Source organism: Streptomyces sp. NPDC093984, from assembly GCF_044764595.1.
GTDB lineage: Bacteria > Actinomycetota > Actinomycetes > Streptomycetales > Streptomycetaceae > Streptomyces > Streptomyces cynarae.
In genome coordinates this window covers 228993-250421 of record NZ_JBIWIM010000007.1, presented here as the reverse complement: position 1 = coordinate 250421, position 21429 = coordinate 228993, and the positions used below count along the sequence as shown (strand labels likewise).

Annotated in this window: 18 protein-coding genes and 1 pseudogene; 12 read left to right on the top strand and 7 right to left on the bottom strand. The window is 70.2% G+C overall.

Translation table 11 applies throughout. The features are described from left to right. Positions 1-15: 15 nt before the first annotated feature. Positions 16-702 carry a transglycosylase SLT domain-containing protein gene (locus ACIRC0_RS25545; RefSeq protein WP_403619708.1) on the bottom strand — a complete coding sequence of 229 codons (687 nt, stop codon included), beginning with the start codon at positions 700-702 and terminating at the stop codon, positions 16-18. Positions 703-737: 35 nt separating this feature from the next. On the opposite strand from ACIRC0_RS25545, the gene ACIRC0_RS25540 reads away from it, so the two are divergent. Continuing rightward, entirely contained in the window at positions 738-860 is a 123-nt protein-coding gene (locus ACIRC0_RS25540; RefSeq protein WP_403619705.1) for a hypothetical protein, read from the top strand. Between the two features lie 326 nt (positions 861-1186). Continuing rightward, a complete protein-coding gene (locus ACIRC0_RS25535; protein ID WP_403619702.1) occupies positions 1187-1993 on the top strand; it encodes an alpha/beta hydrolase in 807 nt (268 codons plus the stop codon). An 85-nt stretch (positions 1994-2078) separates the two neighbouring features. On the opposite strand, the gene ACIRC0_RS25530 is transcribed toward ACIRC0_RS25535, so the two are convergent. Continuing rightward, positions 2079-4823 carry an AAA family ATPase gene (locus tag ACIRC0_RS25530; RefSeq protein ID WP_403620328.1) on the bottom strand — a complete coding sequence of 915 codons (2745 nt, stop codon included), beginning with the start codon at positions 4821-4823 and terminating at the stop codon, positions 2079-2081. A 788-nt stretch (positions 4824-5611) separates the two neighbouring features. Further along, on the bottom strand, positions 5612-6100 hold the full coding sequence (locus ACIRC0_RS25525) for a TetR/AcrR family transcriptional regulator (RefSeq protein ID WP_403620325.1): 489 nt from the start codon (positions 6098-6100) through the stop codon (positions 5612-5614). A gap of 240 nt (positions 6101-6340) precedes the next feature. On the opposite strand from ACIRC0_RS25525, the gene ACIRC0_RS25520 reads away from it, so the two are divergent. The 3 genes from ACIRC0_RS25520 (at position 6341) to ACIRC0_RS25510 (ending at position 11170) form a co-directional block, all read left to right on the top strand. Continuing rightward, positions 6341-7876 carry an MDR family MFS transporter gene (locus tag ACIRC0_RS25520; RefSeq protein ID WP_403619699.1) on the top strand — a complete coding sequence of 512 codons (1536 nt, stop codon included), beginning with the start codon at positions 6341-6343 and terminating at the stop codon, positions 7874-7876. A gap of 1075 nt (positions 7877-8951) precedes the next feature. Then, entirely contained in the window at positions 8952-10028 is a 1077-nt protein-coding gene (locus ACIRC0_RS25515) for an alpha/beta fold hydrolase (protein ID WP_403619696.1), read from the top strand. Positions 10029-10309: 281 nt separating this feature from the next. Continuing rightward, entirely contained in the window at positions 10310-11170 is an 861-nt protein-coding gene (locus tag ACIRC0_RS25510; RefSeq protein ID WP_403619693.1) for an alpha/beta fold hydrolase, read from the top strand. A gap of 234 nt (positions 11171-11404) precedes the next feature. Here the strand turns inward: ACIRC0_RS25510 and ACIRC0_RS25505 are convergent, their stop codons facing one another. Beyond that, positions 11405-11527 carry a hypothetical protein gene (locus tag ACIRC0_RS25505; protein WP_403620374.1) on the bottom strand — a complete coding sequence of 41 codons (123 nt, stop codon included), beginning with the start codon at positions 11525-11527 and terminating at the stop codon, positions 11405-11407. 53 nt (positions 11528-11580) lie between these two features. Between ACIRC0_RS25505 and ACIRC0_RS25500 the strand changes: the two are divergent. From ACIRC0_RS25500 to ACIRC0_RS25470, 7 genes and pseudogenes are all read left to right on the top strand, one after another. Next, positions 11581-11789 (top strand): annotated as a pseudogene (locus ACIRC0_RS25500) (TetR family transcriptional regulator); the annotation flags it as partial. Between the two features lie 140 nt (positions 11790-11929). After that, positions 11930-13372, top strand: a complete 1443-nt coding sequence (locus ACIRC0_RS25495; RefSeq protein ID WP_403619690.1) for an aldehyde dehydrogenase — start codon at positions 11930-11932, stop codon at positions 13370-13372. Between the two features lie 303 nt (positions 13373-13675). Continuing rightward, complete coding sequence (locus tag ACIRC0_RS25490) at positions 13676-13870, top strand: hypothetical protein (protein WP_403619688.1); 195 nt, start codon at positions 13676-13678, stop codon at positions 13868-13870. Positions 13871-14245: 375 nt separating this feature from the next. Beyond that, the gene (locus ACIRC0_RS25485) at positions 14246-14440 is read left to right on the top strand and encodes a hypothetical protein (RefSeq protein ID WP_403619685.1); all 195 of its coding nucleotides are present in this window, start codon (positions 14246-14248) and stop codon (positions 14438-14440) included. An 810-nt stretch (positions 14441-15250) separates the two neighbouring features. Beyond that, positions 15251-15697, top strand: a complete 447-nt coding sequence (locus ACIRC0_RS25480; RefSeq protein WP_403619682.1) for a VOC family protein — start codon at positions 15251-15253, stop codon at positions 15695-15697. Between the two features lie 218 nt (positions 15698-15915). Next, complete coding sequence (locus ACIRC0_RS25475) at positions 15916-17355, top strand: dihydrolipoyl dehydrogenase family protein (RefSeq protein ID WP_403619679.1); 1440 nt, start codon at positions 15916-15918, stop codon at positions 17353-17355. Beyond that, positions 17352-17954: a GPP34 family phosphoprotein gene (locus ACIRC0_RS25470; RefSeq protein ID WP_403619677.1), complete on the top strand. Its 603-nt coding sequence runs from the start codon at positions 17352-17354 to the stop codon at positions 17952-17954. Before ACIRC0_RS25475 ends, ACIRC0_RS25470 begins: the two co-directional genes overlap by 4 nt. 387 nt (positions 17955-18341) lie before the next feature. Here ACIRC0_RS25470 and ACIRC0_RS25465 read toward each other — a convergent pair whose 3' ends face one another. From ACIRC0_RS25465 to ACIRC0_RS25455, 3 genes are all read right to left on the bottom strand, one after another. After that, positions 18342-18899: a hypothetical protein gene (locus ACIRC0_RS25465; RefSeq protein WP_403619674.1), complete on the bottom strand. Its 558-nt coding sequence runs from the start codon at positions 18897-18899 to the stop codon at positions 18342-18344. Positions 18900-20183: 1284 nt separating this feature from the next. Next, positions 20184-20747, bottom strand: a complete 564-nt coding sequence (locus tag ACIRC0_RS25460) for a CGNR zinc finger domain-containing protein (protein WP_403619671.1) — start codon at positions 20745-20747, stop codon at positions 20184-20186. Between the two features lie 70 nt (positions 20748-20817). Continuing rightward, complete coding sequence (locus ACIRC0_RS25455; protein WP_403619668.1) at positions 20818-21381, bottom strand: ATP-binding cassette domain-containing protein; 564 nt, start codon at positions 21379-21381, stop codon at positions 20818-20820. Positions 21382-21429: the final 48 nt, after the last annotated feature.

The following is a 21429-nucleotide window of genomic DNA, read 5'->3' as shown; positions in this document are numbered from 1 at the left end:
GCCGGGAGGCAGATCTCAGTACCAGTGGTTGGCCTGCCAGAACGACCAGGCCTTGCAGGGACTGCCGTAGCTGGTGTTCATGTAGTTGAGGCCCCACTTGATCTGGGTGGCCGGGTTGGTCCGCCAGTCGGCGCCGGCCGAGGCGTACTTGCCGGCGGGCAGGGCCTGGAAGAGACCGTAGGCACCGGAGGAGGCGTTGACCGCGTGGTAGTTCCAGCCGGACTCGTGGTCCACGATGTTGCTGAAGCACTGGAACTGGTCCGCGGCGACCATTTGACTCGCCATCGCCTGAATCTGCGCAACCGTGTAGCTGCTCTGGACGGGGAAGCTGGAGGAGCCGCCCGCGCCGACGCTGCTGGACGCGGCCTTCGCCTCGGCGCGCTCCTTGGCCGCCTTCTCGGACGCCGCCTTCTTCGCGACCGCGGTCCGGGCGGCCGCCTGGCGGGCCGCCTCCTCGGCGTCCTTCTTGGCGCTCGCGTCCGCGGCGACGGCCTGGGCGTCGGCCTGCTGCGTCAGCGACGCGGACTGCACCTGCGCCTGCTGGCCCGCGGGTATGTCCGCGAGGAGCGTGGTGTCGTCCGACGCCGCCTCGGCGCCGTTCGACTGCTCGGTGTCGGCCGAGGCGACTCCGACGACGCTTCCGACAGCGGTGACCGCCGTGGCCGAGGCCACCACGACTCCCCGGACCGATATCCGACTCACGCGCTCACCTTCCGGTACGTCCGTGACGTCACGACGTGACGGCGAGAGCGTATCTCCCTTGCCGGTTCCGGCAGTTGGAAAATGGCCATCTGCGCAACACGTGGTACCTGGAGCACGCCGCCGCGGCCCGGCTCGGCTTCCTGGCCTCGAAGTCCTGAGCCCGCGCATCCCCTCCCGGGCCGCCCCGGTGCCCGGCGCTGGCGTGTCCGGTCGGCTGCCGTGGGCGGAGCGGTCGCGCCCACATCGGGGAAGAGCCCCGGCTTTGACGGTGGTGGCAGTGACGGATCACCACCCCGCGGACGGCGCGTACCCCGGGATTCCGGCACAGGCGGCCCGGGCGGTGTGGCCGCTGCGGCCCCCTGTGCGCTGCGGGCGGCCAACATTAAGTCATTCGACTGTCGCCCCTGGCCCGTGCCTCGACGATTCTGGAACAGTCGCCCGCGTGCCAGGTGCCGGGTGGTCGTCATCCTCGGAGGAGCCAGCCGTGAACCGTACTCCCGTCGTCTTCATCCATGGCGCATGGGTCGATGCGCTTTCCTGGGAGTCGTGGGCAGAGCGCTTCGCCAGCCGGGGGTTCCTCGTCTTCACTCCGGGATGGCCGGGGGAGGCCGCCGTGGCCCGGGAGGTGCGCAAGTCGCCCGAGACGCTCGGCGGCATCGGACTGGACGCGCTGACGGACCACTACGCCGACATCGTACGGTCGTTCGAGGTTTCGCCGGTGATCGTCGGCCATTCGGTCGGTGGGCTCATCGCGCAGCATCTCATCGGCGCCAACGTCGGCCGGGCAGCGGTGGCCATCGCACCCGCTCCGATCAACGGCGTCCCGCTGCCCGCCTCCGGGACCCGCTTGTGGACCCCCGACCAGGCGGACACCGCCGACCCGCTGGTGTCCCTGTCCCCGGAGCAGTTCCACCACGTCTACGCCAACACCGTCGAAGCGGCGGAGTCCGACCGGCTCTTCGAGCGCTATGTGGTGCCGGCACCGCGCCGTCTGCTCACCGACCTCGGGTGCGCCGACGCGGACCGCAGCCCGCGCGCCGTGGCGGACATCGCCAACGCGCGTCGTGGCCCGCTCCTGCTGATCTCCGGGCAGGAGGACCGGCTGGTGCCCGACGCCGTCACGCGCGCGGTCTACAAGCAGTACGGCGACTCCACGGCCGTGACCGACCTGAAGCAGTTCGCGGACCGTGCCCACTCGCTGGTCATCGACAACGGATGGCGCTTCGTCGCCGACTACGTGCTCGGCTGGCTCGACGAACGCGGCGTCCGCGGCCGTCCCGCGGATGGATGAACACACCGCCGCCGACGGACGGAACCGGTCGTACCGGGCCGTCGGCCACCAATGTGGTCACACGGCAGGGGGTCACAGCTTCCGGTCACACGTTCTGCTCACCGGGGATCTTGCCCAGTGCGTCGCGCAGCGCGGCGCGCGAGGTGATGCCGAGCTTGGGGAAGACGCGGTACAGGTGGGAGCTGACCGTGCGCGGCGACAGGTGCATGCGTTCGCCGATCTCCTTGTTGGTCAGCCCGCCGGCGGCGAGGTCGGCGATCCGGCGTTCCTGCCAGGTCAGCGCCGCGAGGTGCGCGGAGGAGGCGAGGGTGGCCGCCCCGGTGGCACGGAGCTCGGCCCGGGCCCGTTCGGTCCAGGTGGGTGCGCCGAGCCGTTCGAACGCCTCCGCGGCCAGGGTCAGGGACAGCCGCGCGGCTTTGCGTCCTCGGGTGTGGCGCAGGCGGATGCCGTGGGCGAGGCGGATGCGGGCGTGTTCGAAGGGGAAGACGGCGGCGGCCGGGTGGGTTTCGGCACGGTCGTACATGGCGTCGGCTTCGGTGGGATCGGTGGCGGTCATGGCGAGCGCGCCGTAGGTGATCAGGGCGAGCCGGGGGGAGATCTCGGGGAGGTTGGCTTCTTGTGCGGCGAGGGCGTGGGCGCGGGCTTGTTCGGCGCGGCCGGTGTGCAGGGCTGCTTCGACGAGGTCGAGGAGCGTGCGGGAGGCCTGGTGGGCGTAGGGGGTGAAGGCGCCGGGGGGTGTGATGCCGATGGCGTGGAGGTAGGCGGCTTCGTAGTCGCCTTCGCTGAGGGCGGCGGTGGTGCCGATGGCGTCGGCGATCTGGGTGAGGAAGCCGACGCCGCGAGGACGGGCCCAGGCGTCGACCGCGGCCTGGAGTTCACGTGCGCGCTCGACCTGACCGCGCATCGCGGCCAGCAACCCGAGATAGGCACGCGTGTGATGAGCGAACAGCGCATTCCGATGAGACGTGGTCAGTTCCAGGCAACGTTGTCCTGTGCGCTCGGCCTCGCCCCACTCGCCGACCGCCATCTGGTCGAGCATGATCTGGTGCAGCATGGTCATGCCGACCGACGCGGCCCCCGTCTCCACCTCGCGGTCCACGGTGCGCTGCAGATACGGCCGGTACTGGCTGAGCGTGTCCACGTGGTAGGCGGCGGCGCACAGGCGGGTGACGTCCCACGGTTCGAGATTGCCGAGGCCGGCGAAGGCGCGCTCCACCCGCTCGCGCACGCCCGCACCGCGCCGCACCACGTCGCCCCAGGCGTCCTGGTAGATGCGTGACATGAACGGCACCAGGTCGCCCAGGGAGTCGAAAAGCTCGTGAGTCCGTACCCACGATGTCTCGTCGCTCGCGTACTGGTTGATGGCCAGGAGCAGGTTGACCAGTCGTGTGAGCATCTCGTCCGGCTCCCGTACGCCGCCGGCTCGCATGCCCTCGATCGCCGCCAGCACCTGACGCTGCGAGGACCGTACGTCCCCGTCCTCGTACAGCGCGACGTAGGCCGATGCGACCACCGATGCCGGGGACTGGCTCTGCCCGAATCCGGTGTCGGAGCCGACCAACCGCTGGGCCCGGTCCAGTTGGCCGGCGTGTCCGGCGATGAACGCCGCGCTGCCGAGCCGCCTGGACCGCTCCTCGTGGCTCTCGCTCAGCTCCGCGGCACGGGTCAGCCAGGCCACCGCGGCAACGGCGCCGCCGCGCCTGGTGGCGGAGTCCGCGGCTGCTTCCAGTACGGCCGCGACCTGCTCGTCGGGATCGACCGTCGAGGCCGCCAGATGCATGGCGTGCCGTTCCAGGTCCTCGCGGTGTACTTGGGCGAGAACGGCGTGGGCCGCGCGCCGCTCGTTGGGTGTGGCCATCTGGACGACCGTCGACCGCACCAGGGGATGCCGGAAGACGAAGTTCCCGGTGAGCGGATCGATGCCCAGCAGGCCGCAGGCCGCGGCCTCGTCGGCGTCCATCATGCGGTAGCGCGTGCCCTCCGGGCGGCCGGCCGAGGCGCCGGCCCCGACGCCGTCCAGGGCGCCGCGCAGCAACTCCGCGCGCACGGCGTCGCCGAGGGTCTCGATGCGTGCACCGTACACATGCTGGAGTCGGTGCGGCAGCGCGATGCCGGTGTATCCGGGCAGTTCCCCGGGGTCGCGTCCCACCCGGCCGCCGCGGACGTGGGGCGGCAGTTCCAGCAGGGCCAGCGGATTTCCCTGGGCCTCGTCCAGCACCAGACGGCGGATCCGGGGGTCCAGCCCGGGATGGCGCATGTCCAGGAGCTGTTCGGATGCCTTCTCCGACAGCGTGGTCACGGGCAGTTCGGGCAGCGCGGCGGTGTCGAAACCCGAGCGCACGGCGGCGCGCAGACCGACTATCAGCTTCACCGAGCTGCCGGTGAGGCGGCGTCCCACGAAGCCGCAGACCTCGGTGCTTGAGGCGTCGAGCCACTGACCGTCGTCCAGCACGAGCAGGATCGGTTTCTGCGACGCCGCGAGCGACAGCAGGTCGAGGACGGCGATGCCGAGGGTCATGACCGACGGGGGAGTCCCCTCGCTCCTGGCGAACACGACGTCGAAGACTCTCCGGTGCACCTCGTCCAGCCGGTCCAGGTAGGACAGCAGCGGATACAGGAACTGGTGCAGGCCCGCGAACGGCAGTTCCGACTCGGCCTCGACGCCGGCCGCCCGGATCACCCTGTGCTGCGCACCCGTTGCGAGTTCGGCCACGTGGTCCAGCAGGGCGCTCTTGCCCACACCCGTGTCACCCCGCAGGACGAGAGCCCGTCCCCCGGAGGCCGCCACGAACGCCGACAGCGTCTCCTGCTCGCTCTCGCGGCCGACCATGGTCCCGGTGATCGACTCCACTGTCCCCCACTCCCTTCCCCGCCGAACCACTCCGGTCCGCACGCCGACGTGCCCCTGCGTACGCACCGCGACACCCATGACGTGCTCGCCACCTCTGTCGGCCCACCTGGGACGAAGACTAAATGCCCCCACGGGTTCACGTCACTTGGTATGGCCGAAATGTTGCTTGTCGGACATGTGGCGCGCCATATGCCGGGTGTGCCTTCGGCCTGCGGGTCATGGGCCGTTGGCCTGACGCACCGCCCTGTACGAAGACGTACCAGGCGGACGCCCTCGCGGGGCCGGTGCGTGCCGCGGTCACCGGCCCAATCGTAGCTGCCTTCACATGTGAGCTACTGTCATACGTATCGACGGTGCGCGTGAGTACGGGCACCGTCAGGTGGAGGCCGACAGGTGCACCAAGCGCCGGAGGCCGAGAGACCGGCTGGGCCGGCAGACCGCCCCGCGCCCGCGTGGCAGGTGTGGCGCGATGATCGAGCGGGAGCGTCGTGCGCTGTTGCGCCGCCGTCCGGCAGTGACATCGAACCCGCGGCCCCGGTGGCACACGTTTCCCGATGGTGTGCGCCGACCACCGGTGGTCGGCGCACACCGCTCCCCTACTCGACCGCTTGGCCGCCCTCATGGCGCAGGCCAAGGCGAGGAGTCCGCCACGGCTGACGGCGCGGCGCGCTGTGAGCTGTGGCGGCACGGATCCGTACCGCCGCAGCACAGGCCGACCGACCCTCGGGACCCCCTGGACGCATGTGTTCCTGAGGGCCGTCGGTGTGTCAGGACGCTCCGAGGCCGTTCAGCAGAGTGTCGACGACGACGTCCGCCGCCTGTGCGGGGCTCAGTTCGGGCAGCTGCCGGGACACGAGGTGCATGAGCTGGGGCAGCAGCGCGCTCGCCCATCCCTCCGGGAGGCCGGGGCGCAGGAGGCCTTCGTCGGTGGCGCGTTCGAGGAACGCGTCGACCTCGGCGACACAGGCGTCCCGGCGCCGGCGGACGGCCTCGTCGGTGAGCATGCGGGCGAGGTCGACGGGCCAGGTGCGGTTGACGGCGATGATGTTCTCGACGTAGCGGTGCAGGGCGACGGCGACGGGTGCCTCGCGCAGTCGTGCGTCCTCGATGGCGTGCTCGATGGCTGTGAGGCGGGATTCGTAGATGGCCGCGAGGAGTTCCTCGCGGGAGGCGAAGCGGCGGTAGACGGTGCGCCGGTCCACACCTGCTTCGGCGGCGATGCTGGCGATGCTCGCGCCGGGATCGGCGGCGAGCATGCGCGCTCCGGTGGTCAGGACGGCTTCCAGGTTGCGTGCTGCGTCGGCTCTCACCGCACCGAGTCTAGTGGCGGAATGTGGAGCCTGAGCCACCTATTGCCTCTCGAGAGTAGAACCCCATCCCGTAAGTGCTACAGTGAAGTGACAGATAAGGCAGGTAGTGCCAGATCGATGGGTCTGATCGTCCGGCGGCGGTCGGCATACCGCCCATGTGCACCACTTCCAGAAAGGCAAGTTCCGATGTCGAAGGCATACAACTCCCCATCGCCCAAGGCGGGTGGTGTCGCCGCCGCGATGAGCGCGCTGTTCCTGGCAGTCCTCCTCGCGTCCCTGGACCAGACGATCGTCTCGACCGCGTTGCCCCGGATAGCGGAGGACCTGAACGGGTTCGACGACATCGCGTGGGTCAGTGCCGCGTATCTGCTCGCGTCGACGGCGGTGACACCGCTGTGGGGCAAGCTCGGCGACATGTTCGGCCGCAAGCGGCTGTACCTGGCCGCGACCTCGATCTTCCTGATCGCGTCGGTGGCCTGCGGCCTGGCGCAGAACCTGCCCGAGCTGATCGGGGCCCGCGTGCTGCAGGGCATGGGCGGCGGCGGCATGATCGTGCTGACCTTCGCCCTCGTCGGTGACATCGTCGCCCCGAGCGAACGCGGCCGCTACCAGAGCATGTTCGGTTCGGTCTACGGCGTCGCCAGTATCGTCGGCCCCCTGCTGGGCGGCGTCTTCACCGACCAGCTGTCCTGGCGATGGGCCTTCCTGGTCAACCTGCCCGTCGGCCTCGTCGCCCTGACCGTCGCCGCGCGGGCGCTGCCCGCAGCCACCCGGGGCGCCAAGGCCCGCATCGACTACCTCGGCTCCACCATCCTGGCCGCCATCTCCACCGGCCTGGTCCTGATCACGTCCTTCGGTGAACGCTGGGGCTGGAGTTCGCGGGCCATCGTCGGCCTGACCCTCGCCACCGTCGCGCTGGCCGTGCTCCTGGTGCCGGTCGAGCGCCGCGCCGCCGCCCCGGTTCTGCCGCCGGCCATGTTCGCCTCCCGGACCGTGGTCTTCTCCTCGCTGATCGGGTTCTTCGCCAACGCCACGATGTTCGCCGTGCTGGTCTACCTGCCGACCTACCTCCAGATCGTCCACGGAGTCTCGGCCACGCTCTCCGGCATCCACATGCTGCCCCTGGTCGCCGGTCTGGTCGTCAGCCAGTCCCTGGCCGGACGCTGGGCCGCACACGTGGACCGGCTGCGAGCGATCCTCCTGGGGGGCCTGCTCGCCAACCTCGCCGGGCTGCTCCTGCTGGGCACCGTCGGGGCGGCCACCGACACCCTCGTGCTGAGCGTCTACTTCCTGATCACCGGTGTCGGTATCGGCATGGTGCCCATGGTTGTGCTGACCACCGTCCAGAACAGCGTGCCCGCCGCCGATCTCGGCGCCGCCAGCGCCGTGGTCACCTTCGCCCGCTCCATCGGCGCGGCCTTCGGTGTCGCCGTCTTCGGCACCCTCCTCAACAGCGGCTTCGCCGGCCGAACCCGTGGCCTGCCGACCGCCGGCGGCTTCGACGCCGCCCGCCCCGACACCATCGGCCATCTGCCCGCCGCCCTGCGAGACACCGCACTGGACGCCTTCGCCCACGCCACGGCCACCGGCTACCTCTGGATCGCCCCCACCCTCGCCGTCGGCATCCTCCTCGCCCTCTTCCTCAAGCCGGCTCGGAAGACGAGTGAGACGGTCGGCAGTCCCGCGCCCGCGACCGCCAAGGACGTTTGCCCGGCCGCCTGACCCACCGGACAACGCGCCCTCGACCGGCCGACGCCCTCACCGGGTGCCGGCCGGCGGCGTTTCCGGACGGCCGCCGGCCTCGCGTGGTGGTCCCGACTACGAGCCGCCGTCCGCAGGGGCACTCCCCGAGAGCCTCTTGAGCTGGGCGAGCCACAAGGCGTTCGGGCGCCTCGCCCACAGGGGGACAACGCGCTGAAAGCACCCGCGAGATACGTATTTAATGAAACCTACCCCGCCCCGCCACCGGGGCGGACGCGAACCCCGAAGCATCGACAGGTCGTCCGACCGGGTACCGCAGACACATATCACCCGCGCTGAGCAGAAGGCCATCGATTCCCGTGTCCCGTTTCCCATGACACAGCCGCTCCTCGCGCCGCCCCGTAACGGCACACGCCGAACGAGGGGAATTACGAGGCTGAGTGCTCCGACCCCCGCGCACTCGGTGCAGCCCTGGTCGAGGTCCTCGGCGAGGGCGGCGGTCGGACAGGTGAGCCGTTCCACGCCCGCCCCTGTCGCCGCGCATTGTCAGCTCCCAGCGGTACCGCGTCTTCCCCAAGCCCGTCATTCCCCTCGGCGCCGCACTGCGCGACGCGCCGGCCAGGCTGGAGGAGGACCCGAGCAGCTGACGCAAGCCGCCGAGGTGACTGCCTCAGTCGAATGACCCAAGCCTCCAAAGACCGGGACCCGGGGGAAGAAGGCGGCCTCCCACGGCGGTGGGGTTGTCCGATGTCCCCACCTGCGGCGCCGGACGGCAGACCGCTGCCTCGCACTCACCGGTTGCCTTTGTCCGCGTTGTACCGTCACATGACTGATGTGTCTGCTTTCATCACGGCGAGAGTATGCGGTGTGTCGGCCCGACCGGATGTGGCGTTCGGCCGACCTCGCGGAAGAAACGGTCCCGAACCTGCCATCCCACGCACGGCACGAGCATTCGTCACCTGTTTGACAGGTGACGAAGCGTGTGGGAAGGTCATCGCCATCGCGCCAAGGCGCCGCGATGATCTCGTTCCGCCGGTGTGAGCGGGAGGTCCCGGGCGCGAGCCGGTCACCGGAAACGCACGACGGAGGGCTTCACATGATCAACAGGCGTACATTCAGCAAGGCCGTCGGCCTGGGCACCGGCGCGGCCGCGGTCTCGCTGTCCGGCCTGCAGGCCAACGCGTCCGCCGCCACCGGCGCGACCGCCTCCCCCCAGCCGAGCGGCACACCTACTCCCACCGTGCCCACCATCACTCCCGGCACCCACACCAGCTTCCGCACGCTCAAGCAGGTCAAGGCAGGTGTCCTCGACATCGGATACGCCGAGGCCGGACCCTCCCACGGCCCGGTCGTCATCTGCCTGCACGGCTGGCCGTACGACATCCACAGCTACGTCGACGTCGCCCCGCTCCTGGCAGACCTGGGCTACCGCGTCATCGTTCCCTACCTGCGCGGCCACGGCAGCACCCGTTTCCTGTCCCGGCACACCCCGCGCAACGCCGAGCAGTCCGCGATCGCTCTCGACATCATCGCGCTGATGGACGCCCTCAAGATAGAGAAGGCCGTGCTGGCCGGCTTCGACTGGGGCTCGCGCACCGCCGACATCATCGCCGCGCTGTGGCCCGAACGCGTCAAGTCCCTGGTTTCCACCACCGGCTACGTGATCACCAACGTCAAGGCGCAGCTGGCGCCCGCCGCCCCGGCCGTCGAGCACAACTGGTGGTACCAGTGGTACTTCGCCACCGACCGCGGCAAGCAGGCCATGGAAAACGAGGATCAGCGCATCGCCCTGTGCCGCTACGTGTGGACCCTCGTCTCCCCCAGCTGGAACTTCGACGAGGCCACCTTCCAGCGCACCGCCCAGGCCTTCAAGAACCCCGACTACGCCGCCATCGTCCTCTACAACTACCGCTGGCGCATCGGCCTCATCAAGGGCGAACACCGCTACGACCGCTACGAGGAGCAGCTGGCGGCGCAGCCCTCCATCCACGTACCCACCATCACCCTCGACCCGGCCCTCGACCCCTTCACGCCGCCCGGCGACGGCGCGAACTACCGCAACCACTTCACCGGGCCCTACGAGCACCGCACCATCGCGAACATCGGCCACAACCTGCCGCAGGAAGCACCCACCACCTTCGCCCAGGCCGTCGTCGACTCCGACCACCTCTGAACCCCCGCGTCCGCCACCGACGCGGCAACCGACACACCGCTTCGGTCACTCCCGGGAGGAGTCCCAGATGGGCGAAATGCAGTGGAACCGTCTGACCGCCGCGCAACTGCGTGACCTAGCGGCAACTTGACGCAACGGTCGGCCAATTCACGCCGTCACCACCTTGACAGGTGACGGATTGCATGAAGATTCGTCACCAGTCAAGACGGTGACTAATGGCGAGGAAGTCAGCCCGCCATCGTCGAAGTACCTGAACCTGAAACGCCTGAAAGGGGTTTGTCGTGGTGAGCATCAAGGGTGGACGCAAGCGAGTGGTGACGGGTGTCGTCTCGACGCTGACGGCGGGTCTCGCGCTCGGCGCGTTCGCCCTCAGCGGCACCGCCAACGGGGCGACCAAGACCTCCGAGGCCGCCGCAGCCGGCAGATACGCCAAGCCGACCATCGTCCTCGAGCACGGCGCCTTCGCCGACGGCTCCAGCTGGAACGGCGTCATCGCCGACCTGCGTGCCGACGGCTACCCCGTGGTCGCCGCCGCCAACCCCCTGCGCGGCCCCGCCTCCGACGCTGCGGCCCTGCGTACCCTCCTCGACCACATCAAGGGGCCCAAGATCCTGGTCGGTCACTCCTACGGCGGCAGCGTCATCAGTGAGGCCGCGACCAACGACCCCGAGGTCAAGGCCCTCGTCTACGTCGCCGCCTTCCTCCCCGCCCCCGGAGAGAGCGCCCTGGAACTCACCAACAAGTACCCGGGCTCCACCCTCCCCGGTGCCCTCGACCCGGTCACCTACAAGCAGGCCGACGGCACCACCGTCACCGACCTGTACATCCAGCAGGACAAGTTCCACCACCAGTTCGCCGCCGACGTCCCCGCCGCCCAGGCGGCCCTCATGGCCGCCGAACAGCGCCCCATCGCCCAGGCCGCCCTGGAGGAGAAGGCCACCACCGCCGCTTGGAAGAGCAAGCCCAGCTGGGACATCGTCACCACCGAGGACCTTAACATCCCTGCCGCCGTCCAGCGCTTCATGGCCAAGCGGGCCCACGCCCACACCACCGAGGTGGCCGCCTCCCACTCCGTGGCCGTCTCCCGCCCCCACCTCGTCGCCGACGTCATCGAGCGGGCCGCCCGCGCCACCGTCCGCTGACACCCCTTGAAGGACGGCGGGACTCATGTCCCGCCGTCCTCGCGTGACGCCGCAGACATCAGCGGCATGTGAGACGCCTTTTCGCCGGGCCCGAGCGCCGTCCGGATCACCGTCTCAGGACGCTCCGACGCCGCGCAGATACGTGTCGACCACCCTGTCGGCAGCCTGCCCGGGGCTCAGATACGTATGTTGATGCGACACCAGGTTCTCCAGCTCCGGCAGCAGCGGCCCCGCTCATCCCTCCGGATGGTCCCGGCGAGGGAGGCCCTCGTCGCGCGGGATGGCCCGGCGCAGGAACGCGTCGACCTCGGCGACACAGGCGTCCCGGCGCCGGCGGACGGCGTCGTCGGCGAGCATGCGGGCGAAGTCGACGGGCCAACCTGGAAGCCGTCCTGACCACCGGAGCGCGCATACTCACCGCCGATCCCGGCGCGAGCATCGCCGGCATCGCCGCCGAAGCAGGTGTGGACCGGCGCACCGTCCACCGCCGTTTCGCCTGCCGTGGGGTACTCCTCGCGGCCATCTACGAGTCCCCGCTCGCGGCGATCAGGCACCCGTCGCCGTCGCCGTAGCCCTGCACCGCTACGTCGAGAACATCATCGCCGTCAACGGCACCTGGGCCTTAAGAGCACCGTCTGTGAGGAAAATCAGCGAGTTGCCACCTCTCTTATGTGCGTATAGCAAGTAGAAGTGCTACATTGGAGTGACAGTTGAACGAGTAGTCCGAACGAACCGACAGCACCGGAAGAGAGAAAGCGCATGATCACCTACGACCGGCTTTTCATCGGTGGTTCCTGGGTGGAACCGAGCAACCCGGAACTGCTCGACATCGCCTCGCCGCACGACCAGTCGGTGGTCGGCCGTGCCGCGCAGGCGCAGCCGGCGGACATCGACCGCGCGGTCGCCGCGGCGCGGGCGTCCTTCGAGACGGGCGAGTGGCGTCTGACCCCGCCGGCGGAGCGGATCGCGGTCCTGCGGCGCTTCAACGCGCTGCGTGAGGAGAACGCGGAGAAGATCGCGCACCTGATCTCGCTGGAGAACGGTTCGGCCGGCTGGTTCACCCGCGCTGGGCAGCCCAGTCTGACCCGGCAGGCGAACGCCTACCTCAAGGCGGCGGAGGAGTTCGGCTGGGAGGAGACGCTCGTGCCCTCCGACCCGGCGTCCCCGGTGCGCAGCGTGGTGCGCCGCGAGGCGGTCGGCGTGGTGGCCGCCGTGATCCCCTGGAACTCGCCGTTCTCCTCGGCCACTTCGAAGATCATCCCCGCCCTGGTCGCCGGCAACTCCGTGGTCCTCAAGGTGTCGCCGGAGAACTCGCTGAGCATGGGCTTCCTGGCCGAGTTGCTGGAGCAGGTGGGTCTGCCCGAGGGCGTGATCAGCGTCCTGCCCGCGGACCGGGAGACCAGTGAGTACCTCGTGTCGCACCAGGAGGTCGACAAGATCGCCTTCACCGGCTCGACAGGGGCGGGCCGCCGCATCGCCTCGATCGCGGGTGAGCAGCTCAAGCGGGTCAGCCTGGAGCTGGGCGGCAAGTCCGCCGCCATCATCCTCCCCGACGCCGACATCGAGAAGGCCGTCGCGGGCGTGAAGTTCGGCTCCCTGCTCAACAACGGGGAGTCGTGCATCGCCCAGACCAGGATCCTGGCCCCGCGCAGCCGGTACGAAGAGGTCGTGGCCGCGCTGAAGGAACTGGTGGAGTCGCTGAGGGTGGGCGACCCGAACGACCCGGACACCTTCATCGGCCCGATGATCCGCCCCGACCAGCAGCAGCGGGTGCGCAACTACATCCAGCTCGGCATCGAGGAGGGCGCCCGCCTGGTCACCGGCGGCCCGCAGATCCCCGAAGGGCTGGAAAAGGGCAACTACGTCACGCCCACCCTCTTCGCAGACGTCGACAACTCCATGCGCATCGCGCAGGAGGAGATCTTCGGCCCCGTCCTGGTCGTCATCGCCTACGACGACGAGGACGACGCCGTCCGCATCGCCAACGACTCCGAGTACGGCCTCTCCGGCGGCGTCTGGTCCTCCGACGAGGAGCACGCCCTGGCGGTCGCCCGCCGCGTCCGCACCGGCACCATCACCATCAACGGAGCCCCCATCGGCTTCGACGGCCCGTTCGGCGGCTTCAAGGCCAGCGGCATCGGCCGCGAGTTCGGCGCGGTCGGCCTCGGCAGCTACACCGAGTACAAGACCATCACCGTCTGACCCGGTCGTACGACACGCGCCACGGAGCGTTCCCGTTCCCCTTGGTGCCCATAGAGGTACGCGCCCTGCTACAGCGCACGCCATGCTGCGGAGTTCGTCTCCTCGGCACCGAGGCCGATCAGGGCTGCGGCCATGGTCGCGGCAGCGGTTGCCCTACGGAGTCTCGCTTTGGAGCGGCTCCGCCGGTGTTCTTCACCACTCCGTCACCATCTTGATCGGTGACGAAGGATGGTGCACGCTGACAGTGGTCGCCGAAGGCGGCACGTAGGACTCCATCCACGATCAACGAAGTGGAGCATGGTCATGGACAAGGAACTCGCCATGGATGCGGACGCGGCGGCACGGCACGCGCGCTTCGGGGCGCTTCCCGAGCGGATCCGCTTCGAGGATATGACCGAAGAGGTGAAGGCCGCGCCGAGTGGTGGGGGTCCTGCCTCGTTCAACCCCGAGGGCTCGTGGCAGTACTACTCGTGCCTGGCCCTCGACCTGGGCCTGTAGAGCCTTCACTCCGGCCGGCGACTGCCGTGCCTCTCTCGCCGACCGGGCCGCCCGCCTGAGTGCCGGCTCTGGACCAGGTCGGCCAGGTGAACCGTCATTCATGCGGCTGGTTCCATCCGGGGCCCCGCTGCTCGGACGCCTGGCGTACAGGCCGGCCGCGAAGGTCCTGTACAACGCGTCGAACGGTGTGGGCCCGTCTGTCGCCGCCAGGCGCAGCCACTCTGAAGCGTCGGCGGGTTGACCGGTTCGGCGTGACACGTGGCGGAGACCGCCAAAAGACATCAGTCACCACCTTGACGGGTGACGCGAAGAAGTGCCATGATTTCATCACCGCCTCAGCCGGTGATGAAGGAGAGCGTCCTGGTCGGGAGGTAGGTGGCCCAAGAGATCACCCTCATCCACGGCGACGACGGCGAGTTCTCCCTCTCCGCGGTCCTCAACCCCGTCCTCGGCGGCGTGGACCAGGCCACCGCCGAGGAACTCGCGCACGCCGCCCACCAGATCTGCCCGTACTCCAAGGCCACGCGCGACAACGTCCCCGTCACCATCAACGCCGGTGCCGCCGCCTGACCCGTCCTTTCCCCAGGCCGCGGGTCCCGTGCCCCTTCCCCCGGCACGGGACCCGCCCCCTTCCCGGCCAGACCCACCACACACCTACCGAAGAGCGAGGGCACGACATGGCCGCCACGGCGCACACACCTGTAGGGCACGTCAGGCTCCGGCGTCCCGCTCGCAGCAGCGTCTCCGCCGCCGTCCCCGCCGAGCGGCCGCCCCAGAGCGCGGCAGACTCCGAGGAGCGTGCGTGGCCCACCGTCTCGCAGTTGTGGACCTGGGCGGAGAGCGTGGTGCTCTTGGGATACGGTCCGCCCGCATCCAGCTTCCTCTGACGGGCGGCGCCCCACGGGGAAGGCCCGTGGGTGCGGCTGGCCCGTGGGGGTCCCGCCCGAGCGGGCGACCGCACGACGCGGAATGTCAGCGGTGTCGGCCGTGACATGTGAGGGCGCCCTCGACGGCGGTGGCCCATGGAGGGCGGAGCGCCCAACCCTCACACGTATCCCAAGACTGTTCGGTGCCGGTGTGTTCAGTAAGGAATTGGTCACCGCTGTCGGAGCGGGCCGGTGGGACACACCAGGAGCCGCATGGCTTAAGGGCCCGCGACGGAGGACCGGCAGGGACACACCGTCAGGTGACTGATGCGGCACACATCGCTAGCGGCCGACAGTGAGGGCACAGCGCCCATCGACGTGGCCGTGAGTGCCGGTAGCGGGCGTGGTCACGGTGCTCACAGCGGGGCTCACGCTCAGCACGTTCGTCCTCGGTGGCACCGCCACCGACCCAACCTGTCCGATCGTCCGAACCATCGAAAGCAGGATCACAGCCGTGGACATGAAGCTCGAAGTCGTCGTTCTCCCGGTGTCCGACGTGGACCGTGCCAAGCGCTTCTACGTGGAGCGGCTCGGCTGGCGCCTCGACGCCGACTTCCCGATCAACGACGGCTACCGGATCGTGCAGGTGACCCCGCCCGGCTCCGAGTGCTCGATCATCTTCGGCGAGGGTCTCACCCGGCAGGAGGCGGGCACGCTCCACGGCCTGCAGCTGACCGTCACCGACATCGTCGAGGCCCAGAAGGAGCTGGAATCCCGCGGTGTGGAGGTCTCCGGCCCGTTCCGTGACGAGACAGGCGCCTTCCATCACGCCGGCGACTCCCACCGCGTTCCCGGTCTGCACCCCGAGCGGGCCAGCTACGGCACCTTCGCGGCCTTCAAGGACCTGGACGGCAACGAGTGGTTCCTCCAGGAGGTCACCGTGCGCGCCCCCGGCCGCTGAGCCCCGGTCCCGGCGCGGCCGGCCTGCCCGCCGCGCCGGGACCGCCACATCAACCGGGTAGGACACCCATCCGACCGACCCCCGTCCGACCGACCCCCGTCCGACCGAGCCCATCCGACCGGCCCTGTCCGACCGAGCCCATCCGACCGGCCCTGTCCGACCGATCCCCGTCCGACCGGCCCTGTCCGACCGACCGACGTCCATCCACCGGAGCACACATGACGACCGAGAACATCCGCACCTACGACGTCATCGTGATCGGCGCAGGACCGGTCGGCGAGAACGTCGCGGACCGCACAAGCGCCGCGGGCCTGAGCACCGTCATCGTGGAGAGCGAACTCGCCGGCGGCGAATGCTCGTACTGGGCCTGCGAACCCAGCAAGGCATTGCTGCGCCCGGCCCTGCTCCGCGCCGACGCCGTACACGTTCCCGGGCTCGGCCCCGCCGTCAAGGGCCCGCTGGACACCGAGGCCGTCCTGGCGCACCGCGACCGCATGGCCGCCGACTGGAAGGACGACGGCCAGGTCGAGTGGATCGAATCGGCAGGCATCGACCTGCTGCGCGGTCACGGACGCCTGGCGGGGGAGCGCGAGGTGTCGGTGCGGACGCCGGCCGGCGACACCGTCCGTCTACGCGCCCGGCACGCCGTCGCCGTGTGCACCGGCAGCCGGGCGGCCCTGCCCCCGCTGCCCGGCATCGAGAACCTGAGGCCCTGGACCAGCCGGGAGGCGACCAGTGCCCGGAAGCCGTCCGGCCGCCTGGCGGTCGCCGGGGCCGGTGTGGTGGGCGTCGAGATGGCCACCGCCTGGCAGGCGCTGGGCAGCCGGGTGACCCTGCTCGCCCGGGGGGAGGGGCTGCTGCCCCGCATGGAGCCCTTCGCGGGGGAACTGGTCACCGAGCGGCTGCGAGAGGCCGGCGCGGACGTGCGGTTCAACGTCTCGGTCGTCGCCGCGCAGCGGGTGCGCGACGGAGAGGTCCGGATCACGCTGTCTGACGGCGGTGAACTCACCGCCGACGAGATCCTCTTCGCCACCGGCCGCGCCCCGCGTTCGGAGGACATCGGGCTCGACACCGTGGGACTGGCCCCGGGTGACTGGATCGCCACCGACGACAGTCTGACGGTCACCGCCGTCCCCGGGAACTGGCTGTACGCCGTGGGAGACGTCAATCGCCGGGCGCTCTTCACCCACCAGGGCAAGTACCAGGCCCGCATCGCCGGTGCCGTGATCGTCGCGCGGGCCCGCGGTGAGCGACTGGACACCGGCCGCTGGGCGCCGCACAGCAGCACGGCCGACACCGAGGCCGTCCCGGGCGTCGTCTTCACCGACCCCGAGGTCGCCTCCGTGGGCCTGACCGCCCGCGAGGCCGAACGCACCGGTCGCGCCGTCGAGGTCGTCGACTACGAGATAGGCCACCTCGCGGGCGCCCTCCAGTACCGCCCCGACTACCGGGGCAAGGCCCGCGTCCTCATCGACCGGGACCGTCAGGTCGTCGTCGGCGCCACGTTCGCCGGGCCGGGCGTCGCCGAACTGCTGTACTCGGCCACCGTCGCCATCACCGCGGAAATGCCCGTCGAGCGCCTCTGGCACGCCGTACCCGCATTCCCCACGATCAGCGAGGTGTGGCTGCGCCTGCTGGAGACCAGGAGGGACTCATGACCACCGCACACGACCTCGCGCTGATCGCCCTGGGAGTGCCTCCCGACCGGCCCGTGGAGCAGGGCGACCTCTCCCTCGCGCTGGCGGGGGCCGAGGCGGTCGATCTGCTGGAGAGCGGGGCGCTGACGCTGGTCGGCGACCGCATGGTGCCCGGTACGCGGGTGGCGACGGGTGACCGCCTGCTGGACCAGGCACTCGCCTTGCTCGTCCGGCGGGAGCCGTACGAGACGGTCGAGGACTGGCTGTGGCGCCGCGGCAGCGAACTCGCCGCGGCCTACGTGGACGACCTGGAACGGGCCGGGCTCATCGTCCACCCGCGGGGTCACGGTCTCCGGTCGCGCTTCGCGCGGACCGTGCCGGCAGACTCCCCGGAGCGCCGGCGGGCGGAGGAGCGTCGGGCCTCGGGCGATCCGGTCCTCGCCACTCTGACGGCCGTCCTGAGGATCGGCGACACCCCGTCGGACGCGTGTGAGAGCCCAGAGGGGGACGCGGTGAACACGGTTCTGGCCGCCGTCGGGGAGGCGGTGACGGAGTTGGAGGCAGTACGGTTGCGCCGGGGTGTCGAGCAGGGCGCGTTCGACAACATATGGCGAGGTTAGGAATCTTGCGACGGACGCGCACCCCGACGAGGTCACACCTGTGAGTGCGGCAACCGAGTGTGTGTTCCGGGATGGGAGCCCGGCTCTACCTTGCCCACACCGAACTCAGCGACGACCACGGTAGGCCGCTCCGCCCAACTGGTCGACGGTCCCGGGTGGCGGCTCTGGCGGTACGGCTGCAGGAACCCGTGCTCAACGTGGGGAAGTGGCGGTCGGACGTGGCACTGGACGTCCCGGCCTGAGCCCAAGGTCGTGGAGGCGGCCGGTTTCAGCTCGCGCGGCTCGCTCGGGCGCACATGTGCCTCTCCGTCCCGCGGCGGACAGCGTCGCACGGCACACACCCGCGTCCGGTCGCGGGAGCCACCGCGCGCGGGACGAGCGGAGGTGTCAGCCGGCCACCCGCGACTTGACGAGGGTGTACATGACGGAACGCTGTTGCTTGTGACGCTGGATGCGTCCCTTGGCGACCAGGGACTCGAGGGTGTTCCGCACCACCTGCGGCGTCGGGTTGCGGTCCGGGTACCTCTCCAGAAGTTCGTCCCGCAGTTCCTTCGCCAGGCGCGGCCCGTCGTGCTTGCCGAGCAGCTCCAACAGGAGGTCACCGAGCAGAGGACGGCGCGACTTCCCCTTCGCGCCGGCCTTCGCCGCGTCACCCGCCGGAGCGGTCCTGGCCGAGGCCGAGCGTCGCGCAGCGGCTCCGGCAGGGGATCGCTTCGGCTTCGCGACGACGGGCTCGTCCTGCAACTGTTCGGGGAGACGTGACGAGTCTGCGAAGCCCTCATACCGCTGGGCGAGGCTCAGGATGTCCGACAGGAGGGCCTCCTCCTGCTTCAACACGGTGAGCTTCTCCGTCAACTCCTGCTGTCGACGGCGGTTCTCCTCCAGGTCCGACGCGGCTTGTTCTACCAACCGCGATCGGAGCGTGCCGGCTGATTGGCTGGTCACAACCGTTTCACTCCCTCGATATGGATGACGTTGCGCATGGTACCCACGCCGAGGGTCCCGTGCAGATAAGTGTCAATGCCGGACGGTACGCCGGGCATGTTCACCTTTCACGATAAGCGCCGATGTACTTGTGCATGTAGCTGGTGCCGATTTCTCTTCGGCCGCTCAAGGCACGCGGCCGCCACCCGCACGAGGCTCCTTCGCGCAGACTGCCCGGCAAGTGTGTCACCGAACCTTCCGTGACGACCCTTTACGCGGATTTGTGTGTCGGGCCTGAGCATGGTGGGCCCGGATGACCTGACTCTCCCCGATATGTGGGTCCGGATCCGTCACCCTGTGGCACGCCCACGGGCCGCAGGGGCCGCCTCCTTCGCCGAACCGTGGTGCACGGGTCCGTAGTCGGGAAGCAGCACGTCCGCGTCCATGCTCTCGATCGGGCCAGCGAGTCGAGGGTGCGGGAGCGTTCGGTGTGAAATATGGCGGGCAGCAGTTGCGGTCCGTTCATCCGTGACGTCGGGTGCGCGGTCACCCGGGCGTCGCCGGTGATCAGGGATGCCGCTGTCGGCCAGGTGGTAGGCGCAGTGGCCGCGGGTGTGCCCCGTTGTGTGCACGGGAGTGGGGCCGCCGGGCAGGTCGAGCGCCCCACCCGCGGGTGGAATGCCCGCAGTTCGGAGACGGGAACGTGGGCGGTTCCTCCGGCGCACAGGACGTACACGGCCCGCGGGAGCACACCGGCCACCATGCCTGCGTGTGTTCGGCCGCGCCGATGTGTTCGCGTGCGTGGGTCTTGGTGCATCCTCCCCCGCAGCGGCTGCTCACCCTGCTGAGACATGTCGTGCTCCGGGGAACGCCCGTCTCCGTGACCCTGCCGGACGAGCGGGAGACGGCGTACCGGCGCTTCTGCGAGGACATCGTGACCATCCTCAGCTCCGGCGACGCCTTCGCCTACCGCGGCCACCGAGCCATGTATTTCTGAGACACCTCGGGCCTTCCCGGAGACCTCCTGCCGGGAGTCGTTGAAGCGGTCTCCTGTGGGCCCCTCGGACAGGTCCGGCGGCTCCCCGGCTGCCTCCCCACCCAGTGCACGGGAGGCGGCACCCACCGTCCGCGCGCGGGACGAGGGGCGTGCTGCTCTCAGGTTCCGCGAAACCCTCGCAGCGCTGCGGGCGCTGGTTCCGGCTAGCGCCGCGATCGCACGATGCCCGCGATCGCACCATGCCCGCGATCGCACGATGCCCGCGACCGCACGATCCCCGCGACCGCACGATCCCCGCGGTCGAGGGGTCAGCGCGCGGTCACGGCGGACGCGGTCTTCTTGCGTGCGCGGTAGGCGGCGGCCTTGTACTTGTTGCCGCAGGACTCCATGCCGCACCACTGCCGCCGCATGCCTCGCGACCGGTCGATGTAGACGCGCGTGCACTCGGGGTTGCCGCACTCCTTCATCAGGGGGACGTCCGGGCCGCTGAGCAGTTCGACGGCCTGCCGGGCGACGGTGGCCAGGGCCTGCTCGGGGGTCGCCTCGGTGTGCCGGCCCGTGAGGGTGAGCTGCGGAGTCGCGGGGGTCTTGCGCGCGGCGCCGTTGACCACGGCGAGTGCCTGGCGGTCGAACTCCTCGCCGAGCCTGCGGTTGGTGACGAGCTGGTAGATCGCCTCGCGCACGGCGATCGCCTCCCGGACGTCTTCCTCCTCGCCAGGGGTGATCGTGTCCACCAGTCCCGACTCCAGGTACCAGGCGTTGAGCCGCTCCGGGGTCACGAACATCTCGAACCGGGTCGAGCGCCGGGCGCGGAGGGTGGCCGCGAAGTCCAGCGCCGGATGCCCGCATACGAAGACATGGTTGAGATTCACATCACCATTTTGACAGGTGACGCCCGTGGAGCGCAAGCACCGCCACGAGAACCGTCATCCTTCGATGCGGTCAACCGGGTGAGACGGGGAAGTGATCGTACGGCACCGAGCGCGCCGGGCGCCGGTCAGGCGGCCGGGAGCCGGCCACCGCCGCCCTCTCCCGCTGTCCGCCTCCCGCCTGAAGCCGCAACTCGCGCCCCTGCCACCGCCGACGCAGCCAGCGGTCGTGACCGGCCAGGACGATCGCGCCGGGACCCGTGCCCAGCGCGGCCTCCGGTTCGTCGCACAGCACCGGGGACAGGCGGGTGGTCGGCTCGTCAAGGAGCAGCGCCGACGACCTGCGCTTGAGCAGCGCGGCCAGGGCAAGCCGGCCGCGTTGCCCGCCGGACAGTGAGCCGAGCGTGCGGTCGTGCCCGAGCGCGCCGAGCCCAGGCCGTCCAGCACCAGCGCGGCGAGCCCAGGCCGGTTCGTCCACGCCGGCGAGCACCCGCAGAGGGGTGGACTTGACGGCGCCGTTCTCCACGATCAGGGCGAGCCGGTGGCCGGGGGAGGCGGTCAAGGAGACGCCGTCGAGGACACGCCGTCCGCCCAGGGAGCGGACGAGGCCGTGGGCGAGCAGAGCGGGCTGGGGCACAGGAATCCGTCCAACGCGATCGGTGGTCGGCCCGCCGGGCGCACGGGC

What these genes read in the sequence shown, in the direction of transcription:
- ACIRC0_RS25495 (WP_403619690.1), top strand. Translation starts at nt 11,930, where the DNA reads ATGATCACCTACGACCGGCTTTTCATCGGTGGTTCCTGGGTGGAACCG.
- ACIRC0_RS25475 (WP_403619679.1), top strand. Translation starts at nt 15,916, where the DNA reads ATGACGACCGAGAACATCCGCACCTACGACGTCATCGTGATCGGCGCA.
- ACIRC0_RS25520 (WP_403619699.1), top strand. Translation starts at nt 6,341, where the DNA reads ATGTCGAAGGCATACAACTCCCCATCGCCCAAGGCGGGTGGTGTCGCC.
- ACIRC0_RS25515 (WP_403619696.1), top strand. Translation starts at nt 8,952, where the DNA reads ATGATCAACAGGCGTACATTCAGCAAGGCCGTCGGCCTGGGCACCGGC.
- ACIRC0_RS25505 (WP_403620374.1), bottom strand. Translation starts at nt 11,527, where the DNA reads ATGCTCGCCGACGACGCCGTCCGCCGGCGCCGGGACGCCTGTGTCGCC.
- ACIRC0_RS25470 (WP_403619677.1), top strand. Translation starts at nt 17,352, where the DNA reads ATGACCACCGCACACGACCTCGCGCTGATCGCCCTGGGAGTGCCTCCC.
- ACIRC0_RS25525 (WP_403620325.1), bottom strand. Translation starts at nt 6,100, where the DNA reads ATGCTCGCCGCCGATCCCGGCGCGAGCATCGCCAGCATCGCCGCCGAA.
- ACIRC0_RS25530 (WP_403620328.1), bottom strand. Translation starts at nt 4,823, where the DNA reads ATGGTCGGCCGCGAGAGCGAGCAGGAGACGCTGTCGGCGTTCGTGGCG.
- ACIRC0_RS25490 (WP_403619688.1), top strand. Translation starts at nt 13,676, where the DNA reads ATGGACAAGGAACTCGCCATGGATGCGGACGCGGCGGCACGGCACGCG.